The sequence below is a fragment of the Pseudomonas shiyinii genome, from assembly GCF_056725765.1.
The window spans coordinates 3416371-3435054 of record NZ_CM161522.1 but is presented as its reverse complement, the minus strand read 5'-3'; the positions used below and the strand labels follow the sequence as shown (position 1 = coordinate 3435054).

Annotated in this window: 13 protein-coding genes and 1 tRNA gene; 12 read left to right on the top strand and 2 right to left on the bottom strand. The window is 66.0% G+C overall.

What is annotated here, in order from left to right; genetic code table 11:
• Window positions 1-51: 51 nt before the first annotated feature.
• Both ACXHGZ_RS15410 and ACXHGZ_RS15405 read right to left on the bottom strand, forming a co-directional pair.
• Window positions 52-525, bottom strand: a complete 474-nt coding sequence (locus ACXHGZ_RS15410) for a peroxiredoxin (RefSeq protein ID WP_368829732.1) — start codon at window positions 523-525, stop codon at window positions 52-54.
• A 10-nt stretch (window positions 526-535) separates the two neighbouring features.
• Window positions 536-1096 (bottom strand): glycine cleavage system transcriptional repressor, encoded by a 561-nt coding sequence (locus ACXHGZ_RS15405; RefSeq protein WP_196144914.1) that lies wholly within the window; start codon window positions 1094-1096, stop codon window positions 536-538.
• Window positions 1097-1355: 259 nt separating this feature from the next.
• On the opposite strand from ACXHGZ_RS15405, the gene dapA reads away from it, so the two are divergent.
• The 12 genes from dapA to ACXHGZ_RS15345 all read left to right on the top strand — a co-directional run bounded on the left by dapA (window position 1356) and on the right by ACXHGZ_RS15345 (window position 18485).
• Window positions 1356-2243 (top strand): 4-hydroxy-tetrahydrodipicolinate synthase, encoded by an 888-nt coding sequence (gene dapA, locus ACXHGZ_RS15400; RefSeq protein ID WP_084854506.1) that lies wholly within the window; start codon window positions 1356-1358, stop codon window positions 2241-2243.
• Between the two features lie 17 nt (window positions 2244-2260).
• Window positions 2261-3376: an NlpB/DapX family lipoprotein gene (gene bamC / locus ACXHGZ_RS15395; protein WP_084854507.1), complete on the top strand. Its 1116-nt coding sequence runs from the start codon at window positions 2261-2263 to the stop codon at window positions 3374-3376.
• Entirely contained in the window at window positions 3377-4135 is a 759-nt protein-coding gene (locus tag ACXHGZ_RS15390) for an MBL fold metallo-hydrolase (RefSeq protein ID WP_480460481.1), read from the top strand.
• Window positions 4136-4164: 29 nt separating this feature from the next.
• Window positions 4165-4875 carry a phosphoribosylaminoimidazolesuccinocarboxamide synthase gene (gene purC / locus ACXHGZ_RS15385; RefSeq protein WP_043213139.1) on the top strand — a complete coding sequence of 237 codons (711 nt, stop codon included), beginning with the start codon at window positions 4165-4167 and terminating at the stop codon, window positions 4873-4875.
• 92 nt (window positions 4876-4967) lie between these two features.
• Window positions 4968-5057: transfer RNA gene (locus tag ACXHGZ_RS15380), tRNA-Ser, on the top strand.
• Window positions 5058-5441: 384 nt separating this feature from the next.
• Window positions 5442-11747, top strand: a complete 6306-nt coding sequence (locus ACXHGZ_RS15375) for a hypothetical protein (RefSeq protein WP_480460480.1) — start codon at window positions 5442-5444, stop codon at window positions 11745-11747.
• Complete coding sequence (locus tag ACXHGZ_RS15370; protein ID WP_480460478.1) at window positions 11744-12331, top strand: hypothetical protein; 588 nt, start codon at window positions 11744-11746, stop codon at window positions 12329-12331. Before ACXHGZ_RS15375 ends, ACXHGZ_RS15370 begins: the two co-directional genes overlap by 4 nt.
• Window positions 12328-14169, top strand: a complete 1842-nt coding sequence (locus tag ACXHGZ_RS15365; RefSeq protein ID WP_480460476.1) for a YncE family protein — start codon at window positions 12328-12330, stop codon at window positions 14167-14169. Before ACXHGZ_RS15370 ends, ACXHGZ_RS15365 begins: the two co-directional genes overlap by 4 nt.
• On the top strand, window positions 14145-14732 hold the full coding sequence (locus ACXHGZ_RS15360; RefSeq protein ID WP_480460474.1) for an SCO family protein: 588 nt from the start codon (window positions 14145-14147) through the stop codon (window positions 14730-14732). Before ACXHGZ_RS15365 ends, ACXHGZ_RS15360 begins: the two co-directional genes overlap by 25 nt.
• The gene (locus ACXHGZ_RS15355) at window positions 14729-16144 is read left to right on the top strand and encodes a cytochrome c/ABC transporter substrate-binding protein (RefSeq protein WP_480460472.1); all 1416 of its coding nucleotides are present in this window, start codon (window positions 14729-14731) and stop codon (window positions 16142-16144) included. Before ACXHGZ_RS15360 ends, ACXHGZ_RS15355 begins: the two co-directional genes overlap by 4 nt.
• A complete protein-coding gene (locus ACXHGZ_RS15350) occupies window positions 16122-17642 on the top strand; it encodes a hypothetical protein (protein ID WP_480460470.1) in 1521 nt (506 codons plus the stop codon). Before ACXHGZ_RS15355 ends, ACXHGZ_RS15350 begins: the two co-directional genes overlap by 23 nt.
• Before the next feature lie 180 nt (window positions 17643-17822).
• A complete protein-coding gene (locus tag ACXHGZ_RS15345; protein ID WP_480464069.1) occupies window positions 17823-18485 on the top strand; it encodes a GntR family transcriptional regulator in 663 nt (220 codons plus the stop codon).
• Window positions 18486-18684 lie beyond the last annotated feature (199 nt).

The following is an 18684-nucleotide window of genomic DNA, read 5'->3' as shown; positions in this document are numbered from 1 at the left end:
GTAGGCGCGGCTTTGTGCCGCGAAAGGGCTGCAAGGCAGCCCCAATCGATCTCAAGCCTTATTCAGCGCCTGTGCCGCGGCCAACACCGCATCCACGTGCCCGGGCACCTTCACCCCACGCCATTCCTGGCGCAGCACACCGTCCTTGTCGATCAGGAAGGTGCTGCGGTCCACGCCCATGTATTCCTTGCCATACAGCTTCTTGAGCTTGATCACGTCGAACAGCTGGCACAGGGCCTCGTCCTTGTCGCTGATCAGCTCGAACGGGAAGCCCTGCTTGGCCTTGAAGTTCTCATGGGACTTGAGGCCATCGCGGGACACGCCGAACACCACGGTGTTGGCGGCCTGGAAGGCTTCGTGCTGGTCACGGAAGCCCTGGCCTTCGGTGGTGCAGCCCGGGGTACTGTCCTTGGGGTAGAAGTACAGCACCACCTGCTTGCCCTTGAGCCCGGCAAGGCTGATGGCCTGGCCGCTGGTGGCCTGGGCCTGGAAATCGGCGACGGGTTGGTCGAGTGCTACGGCCATGGGAGCTTCCTTACATGGGGTTCTGTGGGCGCCAGGGTTCGATCAGCGCGTCCAGGTTCAGGGCGTCGGCGAAATCCAGGAACTGGTCGCGCAGCCAGCTGATCTGGGTGCCGGCCGGCAGGATCACGGTGAACTGGGCATTGAGCATGCTGCTGCCGGTCTGGGGCGCCAGGTAGGTGTCGCAGGTCATGCTTTCCAGCTCGACGCGGTGGTCGAGGAAGAACTGGCACAGTTCGCTGACGATGTCCGGGCGATAGGCGGCGCTCACATAGGCCACGTAGGGCAGGGCTTGCGGGCGCACTTCCTGATCGGCACTGCGCACTACGTCGAGGGTCAGACCGTGCTTCTTGGCCAGGCCCGGCAGGACGGCCTCCAGGCGGGCCAAGGCATCCCAGCTGCCACCGACTTGCAGCACCACGGCGCTGGTCTCGCCGTGACGGGTCAGGCGCGAGGTGATCACCGCGCAGCGATTGTCGAAGGCGGCGCGGCTGAGGACATTGGCCAGCTCCATGGGGTTGGGCCCCAAGGCACTGATGACGAGGAACTGTTCGCGGACGGTGGGGGTGGACATGCAGCATTCCTAAAGCGATGAGCGGTCGGCACAGGACAGGCGAAAGCCTCCTGTCGGCAGGGCCCCGGGCTCGCAATCGAGGTCGTGGACGCTGGCGCGGAGCATTGTCGACGGCCCGGCGGGCCACGCTGCGCCGATCAAAGGGAGAAGGGTAGCGAAAAGCAGCGCCGAGGGGAATGCTCCGCCCACCTGCGTCGCTTGTGCAAGGCCGATGGCGCCAGTACCATTACCGCTCTCTTTTTCCGGCAGGAGCAGTTACATGATTGCGGGCAGTATGGTGGCATTGGTCACACCCATGGATGCACAAGGGCGTCTTGATTGGGACAGCCTCGACAAGCTTGTAGACTTCCACCTGGAAAAAGGCACCCACGCGATCGTCGCGGTCGGCACCACCGGCGAGTCCGCCACCCTGGATGTCGAAGAGCATATCCTGGTCATCAAGCACGTGGTCGAGCGCGTCAAGCGCAGCAACCATCGCGTCCCGGTCATCGCCGGTACCGGTGCGAACTCCACTGCCGAAGCCGTCCACCTGACCCAGAACGCCAAGAATGCCGGTGCCGACGCCTGCCTGCTGGTGGTGCCGTACTACAACAAGCCGACCCAGGAAGGCCTGTACCAGCACTTCAAGCACATCGCCGAAGCCGTCGACATCCCGCAGATCCTCTACAACGTGCCCGGCCGCACCTCCTGCGACATGCAGGCCGAGACCGTGATCCGCCTGTCGAAGGTCAAGAACATCATCGGCATCAAGGAAGCCACCGGCGACCTGGTGCGCGCCAAGGCCATCCTCGACGGCGTCGACAAGGACTTCATCGTCCTGTCCGGCGACGACCCGACTGCCGTCGAGCTGATCCTGATGGGCGGCAAGGGCAACATCTCGGTCACCGCCAACGTCGCCCCGCGCGAAATGGCCGACCTGTGCGAGGCCGCCCTTGAGGGCAATGCCGAGAAGGCCCGCGCAATCAACGAAAAACTCATGCCGCTGCACAAAGACCTGTTCTGCGAAGCCAACCCGATCCCTGTGAAGTGGGCGTTGGTGGAGATGGGCCTGATGCAGAAGGGCATCCGCCTGCCGCTGACCTGGCTGAGCGAAGGCTGCCACGAAAAAGTCCGTGCGGCCCTGCGCCAGTCCGGCGTACTGGTTTAATCGAGGAAGTACACCGCATGAAGCGACTGGCTGGTCTCTCCACCCTTGCCCTGATCATCTCCAGCACCAGCGGTTGCGGCTGGCTGTGGGGCGAGGATGGCTATTTCCGCGACCGCGGCAGCGACTACCTGCAGGCGCACCCCACCGCGCCGATGCAGCTGCCGCCGGACGCCAGCAACGTCAAGCGCCTGGACCCGCTGCTGCCGATCCCGCGCAACGTCGCCGACGATCACGCCACCGGCGAGTTCGAGGTGCCGCGCCCGCAGCCGCTGACCGCAGCGGCCGAAGCAAGCGATTTCACCCTGCAGCGCAGCGGCAGCAGCCGTTGGGTGCTGGCCCAGCGTGCCCCGGCCGAAGTCTGGCCGGTGGCCCGCCAGTTCTTCGAGGACAACGGCTTCCGCATCGCCGAAGAACGCCCGCAGACCGGTGAATTCAACACCACCTGGCAGCGTTTCGACGAGCTGTCCGCATCCCTTGGCCAACGCCTGGCCAGCGCCTCCAGCAGCCCAGACAGCGAAGTGCGCGTGCGCGTTCGCATGGAGCCTGGCGTGCAGCGCAACACCTCCGAGGTGTACATCGTCAGCGTCGAGCGCCCGGCCGGCAGCACCGCCGAGCCTGAGTTCCCGTCCAGCTCCGCCAACACTGCCGCCGACGCCCTGCTGGTCGACGAGATGCTGGCCAGCATGAACCGCAGCGCCGAGAAGGGCGGTTCGGTGTCTCTGCTCGCCGCCCGCGACTTCGACGCGCCAAGCCGCGTCAGCCTGAGCGAAGACGGCAGCGGCAACCCGGTGCTGTACCTGGGCGCCGACCTGGACCGTGCCTGGTCCAGCGTGGGCCGCGCCCTGGAGCAGGGCGAGTGGCGGGTCGAGGACATCAACCGCAGCCTGGGCCTGTACTACATCAACCTGTCCGAGAAACCCGACGACAAGCAGAACCAGCCAGGCTTCTTCGGCCGCATGTTCGGCAGCGAGCCGTCCAAGGAAGAGCGTGAAGCCCGTGCCGAGCGCTACCAGGTTCGCCTGAGCAAGGTGGGCGAGAACGTCCAGGTCACCGTCGAGAAGAACATCAACACCGTGGCACCAGCCGATGTGGCCCGCCGCGTGCTGAGCATGATTCAGGACCACCTGGGCTAAGTGCGTTTCGCGGTACTTGGAAGCGGCAGCCAGGGGAACGGCACGCTGATCGCCCATGACGATACCTTCGTCCTGGTCGATTGCGGTTTTTCCCTGCGCGAGACCGAGCGGCGCCTGGCGCTGCTCGGTGTGTCTGCGGCACAGCTGAGCGCGGTGCTGGTCACCCACGAACATGCCGACCACGTGCATGGCGTGGGGCTGCTGGCGCGGCGCTACAATGTACCGGTCTATCTCAGCCAAGGCACCCTGCGCGGCATGCGCAAGCCGGTGGAGGCGACGGGTTTCCTGCGTTGTGGCGACAGCCTGCGCATCGGCGCGCTGGAGGTCAGTGCGAACCGGGTCGAGCATGATGCGTTCGAGCCGCTGCAGTACGTGTTCAGCGATGGCCGCCGACGTTTCGGCATGCTCACCGATCTGGGCTCCTACGACAGGTACCTGCTGGACCGTTACCAAGGCCTGGACGCCCTGCTGATCGAGGCCAACCATTGTCGTGACCTGCTGGCCCGGGGGCATTACCCGCACTTCCTGAAACTCAGGGTCGGCGGCAACCAGGGGCATTTGAACAACCACCAGGCCGCGAGCCTGGTGGCCGAGCTGGGCTGGCAACACCTGCAGCACCTGGTGCTGGCCCACCTCAGCAGCAAGAACAACCGGCCACAACTGGCCCGCCAGTGCTTCGTCGACACCTTGGGGTGCGACCCGGACTGGCTCCAGGTGGCGAACCAGGAACACGGGCTCGACTGGCGCGAAATCGCCTAGCCCACCTACTCAAGCAAGCGGAGCCCATCATGGAAAAACGCGAAGAACTCTACCGCGGCAAGGCCAAATCGGTTTACAAGACCGACGACGCCGACCGCTTGATCCTGCTGTTCCGTAACGACACCTCGGCGTTCGACGGCAAGCGCATCGAACAGCTCGACCGCAAGGGCATGGTGAACAACAAGTTCAATGCCTTCATCATGCAGAAGCTCGAAGAAGCCGGCATCCCGACCCAGTTCGACAAGCTGCTGGGCGACAACGAATGCCTGGTCAAGAAGCTGGACATGATCCCGGTCGAGTGCGTGGTGCGCAACTACGCCGCCGGCAGCCTGGTCAAGCGCCTGGGCGTGGAGGAGGGCATCAAGCTGGAGCCGTCCACCTTCGAGCTGTTCCTGAAGAACGACGAGAAGGGCGACCCCTTCATCAACGAATCCCACGTCGTGGCCTTCGGCTGGGGCACTGCCGAGCAGCTGGCGACCATGAAGCAGCTGTCGCTGAAGGTCAACGAAGTGCTGAGCAAGCTGTTCGACGACGCCGGCCTGCTGCTGGTCGATTTCAAGCTGGAGTTCGGCGTGTTCCACGGCCAGATCGTCCTGGGCGACGAGTTCAGCCCGGACGGCTGCCGCCTGTGGGATAAAGAAACCCGCAAGAAGATGGACAAGGACCGCTTCCGCCAAGGCCTGGGTGATGTCATCGAAGCCTACGAGGAAGTGGCCAAGCGCCTGGGCGTGCCGCTCTAAGCGCCTCGCTCACGCAAGCGCCTGATACCACGCGAATTTTTTTCAAAGAAGGGTTTGCCTTTCAGGAAATCGCTGGTATCATGCGCGCCACTGGAGAGATGCCGGAGTGGTCGAACGGGACGGATTCGAAATCCGTTGTACTGGCAACAGTACCTAGGGTTCAAATCCCTATCTCTCCGCCATACATGTGAAGCGCAAAGCCCCTGTTTTCTGAGAAGAATTCGGGGGCTTTGTGTTTTCGGTGCCAGCGTTTATGACCCTACCTTCTCTTTCCAGCCCGCTGTAGGCCGTCGTGGACGCCTCTTCGGGTGTCCCGCCCCAAGCCCCCTTTCCTTGCCGGGCCGATATTAATGTGCCACTGCGAATTGTATGTTTTCGGTACGAACGGTCATACGCTCGCAGGACCAGTGATCTAGAGTACAGCGCAGGAATCAAGCCCTGCTGGATCTAGTCCGGGCGCTGTCGTTGAGCGGATGCTCCAAGGAGTGTGCCCCGAGCGGGGATTCTGTGCTGTTTCGGTTGTGTCGGCGAAGTTTGTCGGTGCTGCGCGAAAGAGGAGAGAGTCCATGCGTTCTGCCTGCCATTGGCTTGCCCTGGGCGTTCTGGGCACTGCCAGCGAACTGGCCTTCGCTGCCCTCGCCGGGGCATCTGCCGGCGCGCCTTCTCCTGTTTTGTGCCAACGCACGCTGCGGGCCGAAGTGGTGGCGCTGGAACAGGCCTACGTACTCAATCGCTTCGGTGCCTTCAACCCGGCCGGCATGCTCTACGCGCTGCGCCGCGATGTGGTGTTTTCCGGCCACCCAACGATCGCCGATGGTACGCCGGTCGATGACGACAACTTGAGCGAGGCCCCTGGGCATGTACGGCTGCGCCCCGACAAGCGGCCGCGCCCGCTGGTATTGCGCGCCAACGAAGGCGACTGCCTGGAGGTGCGTTTCCATAATTTGCTTCTGCCTGGGGTACCTGAGGAGCGCAGTAACCTGCCCGAGCAGTATTCGGGCAAGGTGCCCGCGCACATGGAGGACAACTACGGCACGGTCTACCCCGCTAACGGCAGCGATGGCCGCAACCTGGTGCGCGCCACATCGGTGAGCAACGACTTGCCCTACACTCGTGCTGCGGCTTTCCATGTCAACGGCCTCAACTTCGTGCCGATGCACGCCGACGAGTGCCCGCTCGCCACCGCCCGGCACGCTTGGGTATGTGGCGCCGACGGTGACAACGTCGGCCTCAATCGTGCGTTGGTGAACCCGGCCACCGATGCCGTGCTGCGCCAGCGCCTGGAGCAGCAGGGCGGCCAGGTGTACCCCGGGCAGAGTGCCGTGTACCGTTTGCAGGCGGTGCGCGAGGGCACCTATTTCGCCTATTCCACCGGCGCCAGCGTCGGCGGGGAGGGCGATGGCGGGCAACTTGGCGCAGGGCTGTTCGGCGCGGTCAACGTGCAGCCGCGGGGGGCTCGCTGGTACCGCTCGCAAGTCACCCACGCCGACCTGAAGGCGGCCAGCCGACCGGCCGCGCAAGGCGGGCATCCGTTCGCCAACCTCGATTACGACAATGCCCGCTACGACAGTGGGCCGCAGGCGGGCATGCCGATCCTGGCCATGCTCGACGGGGACGAGATCGTTCACTCCGACCTCAACGCCATCGTCGTGCTGACCGGCCAGGCGCCCGACCATAACGACACCACCGGCCCCGACCGCCATTGCCAGGCTTATGCCTTCGGTAACAGCTGTGGCCATGCCTACCGCGAATTCACCGTGATCATGCACGATGAGATCAAGGCGGTGCAGGCATTCGCGGAACTGGAGGATGAGTCCAACCCACTGTTCTACATCCGCGACAACATGGGCGTGAACTACGGCGCTGGAGGAATGGGCGCCATGGTGCTGGCGCGCAACCGCCGCACAGGGCCGGCCAAGAATTGCCCGGAGTGTCGCGCCGAGGAGTTTTTCCTCAGCTCCTGGGCCAACGGCGACCCTGCGCTGCTGCTGCGCTGGAGCGACGACGGCCGCAAGCCGGTCGGAGCGCTGTACCCCGACGACCCGTCCAACGTGCATCATTCCTACCTCAACGATGCGGTGCGCTTTCGCAATATCCATGCAGGGCCCAAGGAAACCCATGTGTTCCACCTGCACGCCCACCAATGGGTGCAGAACCCCAGCGCCGCCGGCTCCACCTACCTCGATTCGCAGACCATTTCCCCCGGCGCCACCTTCAGCTACGAGATCGAGTTCGGTGGGTCGGGCAACCGCAACCTGACGCCCGGCGATTCGATCTTCCATTGCCACCTCTACCCGCACTTTGCCCAGGGCATGTGGGAGCTGTGGCGTACCCACGATGTATTCGAGGATGGCTCCGACGCGCGCAAGCTGCCGGACGCCGAAGTGGTGAGCGGCACGGAAAGCCCCGCGCTGGTACCGATCCCGGGCTCTGCGCTGGCGCCGATGCCTACCGAACAGTTCGCCGGCTACCCGTTCTACATCCCGGGTGAGCCCGGCCACCGACCGCCGCAACCACCCAAGGACATGGATGTGGTCGACGGCCAGCCGGTCAACGGCGGCCTGCCGCGCCACGTGCTCACCGGCTGGGAGAACAAGGGCAACCTCACCGAGCGTGCACTGGCCAACCAAGAGGTGCTGGAAGCGGCACTGGCCAAGGGCACGCCGAGTGCGCAGCTCAATGCCCGGCGAGTGTTCGAGCAGAACCCCAATGCGTTGTATGCCTTGGCCGAGGAGTGGAAATCCATCGCTGGCATCAAGCTGCTCGATGAAGAGGGCGAGCCCAGTGAGCGCACCGCGATGGCGTTTCATGCCGGCACCCTGAGCGCGCCGGGGCTGGAGCCGGTCAGCGAGGCGGGCGACCCGCGCAACCCGTTGTGGGAGCAAGCGTCGCGCGGCTACAAGTCGAGCCGCGTCAGTACCGTTGCGCAGCAGGATCCACCCGAAGGGCCTCCGGTGTTCTGGGTCAATGGCCGTGCACCGGTGGCCGGCGCACCGTTTGCCGACCCGTGTCCGGCCCCGGCACCCGTGCGCGACTACCGCGTGGGCGTGATCCAGACCGAGCTCACCGTCAACCGCCATGGCTGGTTCGACCCGCAGGCGCGCATTCTCTCGTTGGAGCAGGACATCAAGGACATCATCGACCCCAATACCCGCGCACGGCTGCCCGAGCCTTTGTTCTTCCGGGCCAATTCCGGCGACTGCATCAACTTCAAGCACAGCAACTTCGTGCCCAACGCGCTGGCGCTGGACGACTTCCAGATCTACACCCCGACCGACACCATCGGCCAGCACATCCATCTGGTGAAGTTCGACGTGACCGCCTCCGATGGCGCGGGCAACGGCTGGAACTATGAAGACGGTACCTTCTCACCCGAGGAGGTGCGCGAACGCGTGCATGCCTACAACGACACCGCCGGTGCACGCGGCGTCGCGCCGTTGGCACTGCGCACCCACCCGCTGTTCGCCGCGCCCTGCGCGCCAGGTAATGCGCGTTGCGCGGCGTTGAAGAAAAAAGGCACCTGCCCTGCGAACGCGGCCGAGCTGCCTCTCAAGACCCTTGCCGAGAAGCACCCGTACTGTGGCGCCCAGCGCACGGTGCAGCGTTGGTACGCCGACCCGCTGCTCGACCCACGCAATGGCCGCGACTACACCCTGCGTACTGTCTTCACCCATGACCACTTCGGCCCCAGCTCGCACCAGCAGCATGGCCTCTATGCTGCACTGATCGTCGAGCCGAGCAACTCGGTGTGGTTGCGGCTGGACGCCAAGGACCTCGACTGGAGCAAGCTGTGCAGCCGCGATGCGGCGCTGCGGGACAAGGAGCGTGGCAAAGTGATCGGCGGCGCCAACCTTTCCCAGTGGACCATCGAGCTGGACAAGCGCTGCAAGGTTCGCGCTCCCGACCCTGCTGCCCGCGCGGTGGCGGCCAACGAGTTGCGCGAGCCGCTCAGGCTACGCGAAGACGGCGGCCCGACATCCTCGCGTGCCAACATCGTCTCGCCGCAGTGCCTCTGGGGAGGCGTGCCGACACCACAGCAGAGCGGTTCACGCAAGGATTCCAACCCGCTCGATCCAGCCCGCACCGATGCCAAGCTCGACTGCCCGCCAGCGCTGCGCGCCCACGACACCCGGCGCGAGTACGCCCTGGCATTGGCCGATTTCTCGATTCTCTACAACGCCGCGCTGGAGCCGATCAACCCGGAGGACCCGGACCGTTCGCAGATCCGCCTCGGCCACCGTCAGGTTGCCCTCAACCAACCGCGTCCGCTGGCCATCTCGTCGGAAGACCCGGGCACGCAACTGATCAACTACCGTAACGAGCCGGTACCGCTGCGCATCACCGAACGCACGCCGAACAAGCAACTGGGCGGGTTCGACTACCGTCAGAAGGACTGCCCGCCGGGGCGCTACGATTGTGTCGGCGACATGGCCAACGTGTTCAGCACCAAGGTGCATGCCGCGCCCGACCGGCTGCTCGCCACACAGCCCTATGGTGCTCTGGTATCGCCGCGTACGCGGCAGATCCTCAAGCAGGCCGGCATGGGTAACAAGCTGGACAAGACCCTCGCCGATATTGAGCGCTGGCGCCGGGACTTCAATTGCGCGCTCTATCCCGCCACGCAACTGCCGGGTGCCTGCCGGCTGCAACGTGAGGAGCCCTGGCGCATGCTGGGCGACCCGGCTACGCCTGTGGTCGCCGGCTACGAAGGCGACCCGTTGTACATCCGGCTGATCCAGGGAGCCCAGGAGGCCCAGCATGTCTTCGCCATGAGCGAGTACAAATGGTCACGCGAGCCGGACAACCCCCGCTCCGGCTGGACCAGCGCCCAGCCATTGGGCATCTCCGAGCACATGGAGTTCGACATCAGGGTCAACCCACTGGCCACTCCGGTACTCGACTCGCTGTATTTCGGCTCTTCGGTCGACCAGCTATGGGACGGCATGTGGGGGCTGGTGCGCAGCTATGGGCGCAAGGACACCCCGGCGCAGGACGGCCAGGCCCCGGTCAGCAAGCCGATGCTCCAGGCGGGCATTGCCCGACTCGACGGCTTGCCCGGTAACCCGGTGCCGTTGCCGCCACGGCCGGCGGATGACCAGGCGTCGCTCCGAGTGTGCCCGGCCGGCAGCCCGCAGCTGTTCTTCGATATCAGTGCGGTGCGGGCCTGCGAGCTGACCGGTGGGTGCGGCGCGGGCCGGCGCGGCATTCCCTATAACCTGCGCCTGCGCCTGGACGATCCGAATGCCATCCTCTACGTGCGCAACAATCGCCTGCCCGGCGAGGATGAGCCCAAGGGGTTCTACGATGACCTGGTGGAGCAGGACGAGGCCCTGGCCGAGGCGGCCGCCCCGTACCTCGACGCTGGCCAGTTGAACCGCTTCATCCTCACCCAGCTGCGCCAGCAGGTGCAGAGCGGTGCGCGGCCGATCGAGCCGCTGGTGCTGCGGGCGCCCGCGGGCGCTTGTCTGTTCGTCAAGCTGCGCAACCATCTGCCAGCGGTGCTGCCGGATGGCCCGGTGGTCGATGGCGAGCGCACCACCGCGCATTTCAGCGACAACTTCATGTCGATGATCCTCGACGGCTTCAACTACAACCAACTGCGCATGTCCTCGAGCATCGGCCTCTCGGCACCGATGATCGCCCGCTATAGCCGCGACGCCGATGGCGCCAATATCGGCAGCAACGGCCGCCGGGATGCCGGGCGCAACGACCCCGCCCAGGACCGCCCGCAAGGCAACCTGATACCGCCTTGTACCGCCGATGCGGCCGACGATAGCGCGTGTACCTCGGCATCGTTCGCCATCTGGTACGCCGGTGAGTTCCGCATGGACGACCAGGGCCGGCAGATACCGACCCCGGTGGAGTTCGGCGCCTTGCCGTTGAGCAGCTATGCCGATGTGATCAAGCACCCGGCGCACGGCGCCATCGGTGCACTGGTGATCGGCCCACAGGGCAGCACCGTGTGCCGCTCGGAGCAGGCCGAGGAGCGTGAGGCCGACCGTCGCAGCGACATCAGTGCCACGGTCTGCTTCTCCCCGACCCTGGACAAAGACGGTAACACCATCCCTGAACGGCTGCGTGAGCAACGCCGCTACCGCGACCTGGTGCTGGTACTGCAGGACGCGGTGGACGCCAAGATTGACGGCAACCGGCTGGAGAACCTCGCCGGTGCCGAGGAGCCGGACGACTATGGGGCCAAGGCCGTCAACTACCGCAGCGAGCCGCTTTGGGGGCGGCGCGGCGGCGACCCCTCGGTGCCCTTCGAAGACCGCAACCAGCTCGATTACGCCGCGGTGCTCAGCTCTAAGGTGCAGCGCAACGACGCTACACTCATGCCGGTCAGCCCCGCCAGCGCCGACCAGCAGGTCACGGCGCAAGGCCCGCAGGAGGCGGCGCGGGACATCCGTTGCCAGGCGGGCATCGACCTGCTGGCGCAACCCTTGCGCCATGTCTGCGACCCCGAGACGCCGCTGTTGTTGGCCCGGGCCGGCAGCGAGGTGCGCCTGCGCATTGTCCACCCCGGCGGCCATACCCGCCAACAGGCGATCGCGCTGCATGGCCATGAATGGGACCCGATGCCCTATCACCTGGCCCGCGACCAGCAACCGGGCAATGCCGGTGTACCGGTGCCGTTCGCCAGCCATGCCGAGGCAGTGGAGCATGGCTGGATCAACCAGGGCAGCTACAACGGCGTTGGCCCGCTGATGAGCGCCAACCTGCTGCTCAAGGCCGGTGGCCGCCAGGGCATGGCCATGGACTACCTGTGGCGCAGCCAGGCCAGTTTCGTCTTCGACGGTGGGGTCTGGGGCCTGCTGCGGGTGACGCCCGGGAACACTGACGGTGCCCAAGCCCCTCAGGAGGACAAACCATGAGCGCGGACCTCGAAGCGGTGCTCGACCGCGATGCCTTGAGCGCTGATTGCCAGACGGCTTCGTGGCAGTCGTTCGCCGACTTCAACGGCGGCATCCAGCCGCTCACACAGGAAGTGTCGGTCAGTGGCCGCTATCGTGCGTTCGTCATCGGTCAGCAGCGCATCACCATCGTTCGCAACGGCCCGACGTTGGTGTACTCGCAGTGCCGCGACGGCCTGTTCGGCTACAACTTCGACGTCGACGAACCCTTGCTGCTCGGTTCGATCCGTGGCGCGGGCGAGCTGATGAAGCCTGTGCACTTGAAGTTCTCCCAACCGGTCAGCAAGGTCGGCGCATGCCTCTCCGCCAACGGCAACCTCGGTGACTACTACATCGCCTCGCTGAAGGTGCGTCTGGACAATGGCCTGTGGTTCCGCCTGGTGGCGCCCTCGGTCGCCCTCAGCCAGCAACGTGGCAGCGCGCCGGCGCTCGGCGCCAAGGCCGGCAATGGGCGAAGCATCGACGAGGTCAAGTTCGACCTGATCGACGCCAACAACACCGGCCAGTTCAAGCGCGTGGCCGTCGGCCGGGTGTATTTCCTGTGATAAGCCGCGCAGGCCGGTTGCTCGCCTTGCTGGCCTTGGCTGCACCGGCTTGGGCCGGCGAACCGACGGTGCTGCGTGCCACCGAGGGTGGGGTGGCGGTGGAGCTCAGCTACCAGGCCTTGCACGAGGGCAATGGCCTGACCCGCATCAGCCTCAGCGATGCGCGCAGCGGCCAGCCCATCGAGGGCGCGCGGCCGGCGGCGTGGATGCTCAGGCGACATTCCGAGCAGGTCGCCAACGAGCTGGGGTGCGCGTTCAAGGCACAGTCGCTGATGGCCGGCTCGCTCGGGTCACGGGCCGACATCGACCTCAACGGCTACCGCCTGGTGACGCTCAACCAGGACGACACCGTGGCGTTCATCAACCCCCACGTGGGCTTGCGCAACAGCAAGCTCGAATCCATCGTCCAGTTGCCGTCCCGCGGTTACGACTGGGTATGGCTGGCCCAGGCGCAACGGCTGTTTGTCAGCCTGCGCGAGGTTGGCAAGGTAGCGCTGGTCGACAGCCTGACGCGGCGCCTGGTCGGCCTCGTCGATACGGGGGAGGGCAGCCTGCCGACACGGTTGGTGGCCGACCCCGATGGGCGCAAGGTTTGGGTTGGCCTTGATGGCGCCCGTGAGCTGCTGGCGCTGGATGCCACTGACGGTCGGATACTGGAGCGACGGGCGCTGGGTGCGGGCCCGCACACCCTGGTGGCCGACGCCGATGCCCGATGGCTCGCCGCGACCAATGCCGAAGGCAACAGCGTGTCGCTGATCGAGCGCGTCGGGGGCCGTGTCATCACCGTCGAAGTGCCTGGCACACCGGTGGCCAGCGCCTGGAGCGTGGCGGCGCAACGGCTGGTGGTGCTGGCCATCAACGCCGGCACGTTGAGCCTGGTCGAGCCGGGCAGTGGCAAGGTCGAACGCATCGCCCTGCGGCCCGGTGCGCAAACCCTCGGGCTGTTCGACGAAGGGCGCTACGCGCTGGTGCTCAATGGCACGGCCAACCGCCTCAGTCTTATCGACCTGGCCACTGCCCGGCGCGTCGATGAGCTGGAGATCTCTGGTTACCCCGACCACCTGGGTTTTTCGCGGGACTTCGCCTATGTGCGCAGCCAGGGAACGGCCGACATGCAGTTGGTGAACCTTGGCGAGGCGCGGGGCGGCAAGCTGGTGACCGTCAGTGTGCCTATGGGACGGGGCGCTCCGGCTGAAGTGGCCCAGAGCCAGAATGTCGCCAGCCCGATGGCTGCGGCGCCGGAGGGCAACGGCATGCTGGTGGCCAACCCGGCCGATGCGATGATCTATCGCTATGTGGAAGGGATGATGGTGCCGGTGGGCAGCTTCAGCAATTATCGAAGGCCCATGCGAGGCCTGCTAGTGCTCGACAGCAGCCTGGTGGAGCGCCGGCCAGGACGCTTCGAGGCCGCGACCCGGGTCGAGCACAGCGGACGCTACGACGTGGTGGTGCGCAACCTGCAACCCTCGATCACCCATTGTTTCGTGCTCGACCTGCAGGGCGTGCCAGTGGCGCCGCAAGAGCACCCGTCGGCCACGCCGAAGCTGCAGGCGGTACATGCCAGCACGGCGGATGTCGCACAGGTCGAATTCGCCTTGCGCGATGCTGCAGGCAAGGCGCTGGACACCGCCGACGTCACGCTGCTGGCAGTGCAATTGCAAGGTCCCTGGCAAGGCCGCTCGGCGGCGATCCCGTTGGGCGAGGGACGTTATCGCGCCGAGCTGCGAGGCTTGCGTGATGGGCGCTTCGAGCTGCTGGTGCGTGTGCCGGCGCTGGGCACGGGCTATGAGCGTGGCCGCCTCGGCACGTTGCATTGGCCGTTGGAGGTAGCGCGATGAAGCGCCGCGCCCTGTTCACCACGCTGCTTGCCGGGGCCTGTGTGTGCTGCCTCTGGCCCAGAGGGCTGTCGGCGGCGGACTGGCTGGGGCCGCCGACGTTGCCGGATGTGACGCTACTCGACCAGCATGGCCAGCCGTGGCGCCTGGCCGACGTCTTCGCCGACCGCCTGGTCGCGGTCGGCTTCATGTTCACCGCCTGCACCACGCTTTGTCCGCCGCAGACCGCCTTGATGCGCGAGACCTACCGGCGGCTGAGGGGCGAACCGGGCATGGAAGGGCTGCGGATCGTCTCGATCACGGTCGACCCTTATGGCGATGGCCCGGAGCAGTTGCGCGCCTATGCCGAGCGCTTCGAGCTCTCCGGGCCGGACTGGTTGCTGCTCACCGGCGAGGCGGGCGACATCGCCCGGGTGCTGCGCGCGTTCGAAGTGCGCTCGACGAACCTGAGTGAACACCCACCGTTGCTGTGGCTCGGTGACACCCGTCGTGGCCGCTGGACCCGCACCTCGTCGCTCAACCCGCCGCAGGCGATGGTCGAGCTGCTGCGAGAGCTGGCCACATGAAGTGCGTGGTAGCGCTGCTTGCCGTGGCACTGACCGGGTCGGCGCTGGCGGACGAGGCTGCGCTGCAGTTGGGGCGTGCGCTGTACCGGGGCGAGCAGGCGTTCAGCCAGGCACCGCGGCTAAATGGCGTCGAGCTCGCCGGCATGGCCTGTATCCAGTGCCACGGCAGTGATGGTGCCGGCCTGCGCGAAGGCGGCGTCCAGGCGCCGGCGCTGCAATGGCACTTGCTGATGCTGGGCAACCTGGATGGCCCCGGCTACACGGACGCAGACGCGGTGCTGGCGGCCATTCGCCAAGGGCGTGGCCGTGCACAGCGCCCCTTGAAGGCCCCGATGCCGCGCTTTGCGCTCAGCGCCGACGAAGGCCGGGCGCTGGTCGCCTACCTGCGGCAACTGGGCGATAGCGGCGATGGCCCGGCGGGCGTCACCGACGAACGCGTCACCGTCGGCAGTGTGTTGCCCTTGAGCGGGCCGCAGGCAGCGGTCGGCCGGCTGGTGCGTGGCACCTTGGAGCAGCGTTTCGCCGCCCTCAATGCCCAGGGCGGCCTGTTCGGTCGGCGGGTGGAGCTGGTGGTGGCCGACGCGGGGGCTTCGCCGGCCAGTGCCTCGCGGGCTGCCCGCGAGCTGCTCACGTCTGGTGTTGCACCTGTGTTCGCTTTGGTCGGTAGCCTGCTGCCCGAGCCGGATGCCGAGTTGCGTCGGCTGTTGGCGCAGCGCCAGGTAGCGATGGTCGCGACGCTGGGCGTGCCGCGGGAGGACTCCACCCAGGTGCAGCTCAGTTATCTGTTGCCCAGCCTGACCTCCCAGATTGGCCGGTTGGCCGCGGAGCTGGCGCGCCAGTGCCCTGGGCCTGAAGATGCGACGCTGCTGCTGCATCACCCTGACGACCCCCTGGCGGCCCGGCTCGGGCGCGATCCGGCCTTCCGCATGCTGGCCATCAGCGATAGCCGGCAGTTGCACGAGCAGCTCTCGGGCACAGGAGCATCCCGCGTGCTCGCGCTGCTCGACGCCAGGTGGCTGCGCGAGGTTCGCACGCAACTGCTGCAACGGCCGGCCCCTGTTTGCCTGGGGAGCCTTGCGGTGGTCTCCGGGGCGCCGCAGCAACAGCCCACGAGCCCATTGCGCGAGTGGGTAGCGTTGCCGATGCCCGAGCCCGTGTCGCCGGGCGATGGCCTGTCGGCCAACCAGCACTTGTGGGCACTGCTGGCCGATACCGCCGCGCAGACGTTGATCGAAACCTTGGCCCGCAGCGGCAAGCGCCTCACTGCGGAAAACTTCATCACCGCCCTCGGCACGCTGCAGCACTTCGAGCCCAGCCCAGGCGTGGTGCTCAACTTCACCCGGCAACAACACCACGGCTTTGCTGTCGGCCTGTGGACAGGAGGCGACCATGGCTACACGCAACGGCAATGAACATCGGCCGGTTTTCCAGTTGCTCGCGTTGGCCTTGCTGCTGCTCGGCGGGCCGGGCGATGCGCGTGGCGAAGACCCCAACCCATCGTTCCTGCTGACCGGTTACCTGCAGGTGCTGAAGGTGGACGATGCCAGCGATCCACTGTCGGGCGGCAGCCTTACCGTCAATGGTGTACAGGTGATCTTGCCGAGGAACCTGCTGATCACCATGCCCGGGCAATACCTGACGCTCAGTGACCTGTTCCGTGGCAAGCAACCGGGCTGGGGCCAGGCCCTGGCGCCGACCCGGCCGGCCAGCGGTCTGGCGCTCGCCGACACTCCGCCGCCTGCGCTGCCGGTGATGGTCCAGGCGCTGGGCAACATGGTCGCCGGGCAGTACATCGCCGGCGTGGTCAACTTCATGCCGCAGGGGTTCAATGAAGAAGGTGAAGGTGCAGGCTTCATCCGTGCAATCGACTATGCCAAAGGCGAGCTGTTGGTCGGCGCACCCACGGGTAACGCCACGGCGCGGGTGCGCATCAATGATGCGTTGGGTGTCTATGGTCGCAAGAACAGCGAGAAGCCTGGGGGTGAGTTGATCGACGACCGCTTTACCTCCGACCCCGGTAACGCGCCGGTGACCGCGAGCACCGGCTTCCCCATGTGCATCCCGAGGGTCGCTCCGCCGGCGAACGATGCATTGTGCCCGCTCGGCAACCGTCGTGGGGGAGGCGATCCGGGCCAGCCCGGCCGGTTCACCTGTGGCCCGGTGGCCGCCGAGCCGACGGCCGCGCCGCTTTCGGGCTGCGACCCGAAAAAGCCGGCCCCGCTGATGGTCGGTGACTACATTACCTACAGCGGCATGCCGATCACCGATGCGCCCGGTACCTCGTTCGTCGCCGCCCATGCGTTGCAGGCGTTGGCGGGCATTTATACCTCACCGCGTGTCGACCCGGCATATGTGCTGGTGGAAGTGGCGTTGGTCGGTACACTGGGAGAGCCGTTCCTCGGCATCGACCAGGAGCAGACGTCTCGCTTTCGCATTGTGGGGTTCACCACCGACCCGGCTCGGCGTGTGGATGTCTTCGTCATCGACCAGGACGGTGACCAGGAGAAGGAGCGCCGGCTGACGACCCTGACGCCGCAACCCACCGCACAGATCGGGCGTATCCGTATCGACCTGCCGGCCAAGGCCAATTTCCTGCCGGTCACGCGGGACGTGCGCATCCGCATCGAGGGGCACAGTTCGAGCAAGGTCGTCGGCGGCCACTTGGACTCCGGGCAGTACACGCTGCCGGTGTCGGGTTACATCGCACCGGAAAACACCCGCTTCGGCATCCCGCGCCTACCGGTGGGGGTACCGTTCGAAAGTTTCTGTTTCCTGAAAAACGGCGGCGGTGCGCTGGCGACCCTCGGCCGCGAGGGCTCCGATCCGAAGATCGGTCGCCTCGAGCCGTTCCCGGCGTCCGGGCATGCCAACGCACAGCCGATGGCCGACGGCACCCGGGCGTGCCCGTGAAGGGGCTTTGAGCGGCCTGTGCCGCGATGTGCTACGAGCGGCCTTGGGGCCTGACGACGTGGTGTGCCGTTACCGCCGCTGCTACAACCGATGCGGCACAGGCCTCGCGGGCGCTTGGGAGGGGCGCTGGGTATCGTATAAGATATTCGCCTCAGCGCCTTGTTGGATAACCTCGTGTCCATCTTCCCAAGCAAAGCCCCGAACCTCGGCGTGGCCCCCTCGACCTCCGAAATCATCGCCAGGCACCTGCGCGAAGCGATCATTTCCGGGCGGCTTGCCGAAGGCGAGCCGGTGCGCCAGGACGACATCGCCCAGGCCTTCAATGTCAGCAAGATCCCGGTTCGCGAAGCGCTCAAGCGCCTCGAGGCGGAAGGCCTGGTGGATTTTCATCGCAACCGAGGCGCGCTGGTCACCAAGATCTCGGAGCCTGAGCTGGCCCAGATGTTCGAGGTGCGGGTACTGCTGGAGGTCAAGGCGATCCGCCTGGCGGTGCCGAACATGACCGAAGAGACCTTCTTGCGCGCCGAAGGCATCTGCGCCGAATTCATCGGCGAAGAGGATATCGGTCGTTGGGCCGAACTCAACTGGGCGTTGCATGCGTGCCTCTACGAGCCTGCGCAACGGCCGTTCCTGGTGGGCCTGATCCGCTCGATCCACGACAAGGTGGAGCGTTATCTGCGCATGCAGATGAGCCTGTCGGCAGGGAAGGAGCGGGCCGATCACGAGCACCGTGATATCGTCGCCGCGTGCCGCCAACGGGATGCGGACCTCGCTGCCCGGCTGATCGAAGACCATATCAACGGGGTTTGCCAGAGCCTCTACGAGCATCTGCCTCACACCTGAGCGTGATCCTTTCTGTGGCACCCCCCGGTTCGTTGCTTCCTCTCGTAACACCTCCTTGACCCTTCATCTTCCCTGCCACTGGCCTGGCTGCCTTGAATACCGCGGCCCGTGCAAGGTCGGTCGCGTGATGGCCTCATTCTTGCTCGGATAAAATCGTATACGAAATACGATATAACAAAATTTGACCGTCCTACACCGA

Coding starts and splice junctions, on each gene's coding strand:
- ACXHGZ_RS15370 (WP_480460478.1), top strand. CDS start 11,744: ATGAGCGCGGACCTCGAAGCGGTGCTCGACCGCGATGCCTTGAGCGCT.
- dapA (WP_084854506.1), top strand. CDS start 1,356: ATGATTGCGGGCAGTATGGTGGCATTGGTCACACCCATGGATGCACAA.
- ACXHGZ_RS15350 (WP_480460470.1), top strand. CDS start 16,122: ATGGCTACACGCAACGGCAATGAACATCGGCCGGTTTTCCAGTTGCTC.
- bamC (WP_084854507.1), top strand. CDS start 2,261: ATGAAGCGACTGGCTGGTCTCTCCACCCTTGCCCTGATCATCTCCAGC.
- ACXHGZ_RS15410 (WP_368829732.1), bottom strand. CDS start 525: ATGGCCGTAGCACTCGACCAACCCGTCGCCGATTTCCAGGCCCAGGCC.
- ACXHGZ_RS15375 (WP_480460480.1), top strand. CDS start 5,442: ATGCGTTCTGCCTGCCATTGGCTTGCCCTGGGCGTTCTGGGCACTGCC.
- ACXHGZ_RS15355 (WP_480460472.1), top strand. CDS start 14,729: ATGAAGTGCGTGGTAGCGCTGCTTGCCGTGGCACTGACCGGGTCGGCG.
- purC (WP_043213139.1), top strand. CDS start 4,165: ATGGAAAAACGCGAAGAACTCTACCGCGGCAAGGCCAAATCGGTTTAC.
- ACXHGZ_RS15405 (WP_196144914.1), bottom strand. CDS start 1,096: ATGTCCACCCCCACCGTCCGCGAACAGTTCCTCGTCATCAGTGCCTTG.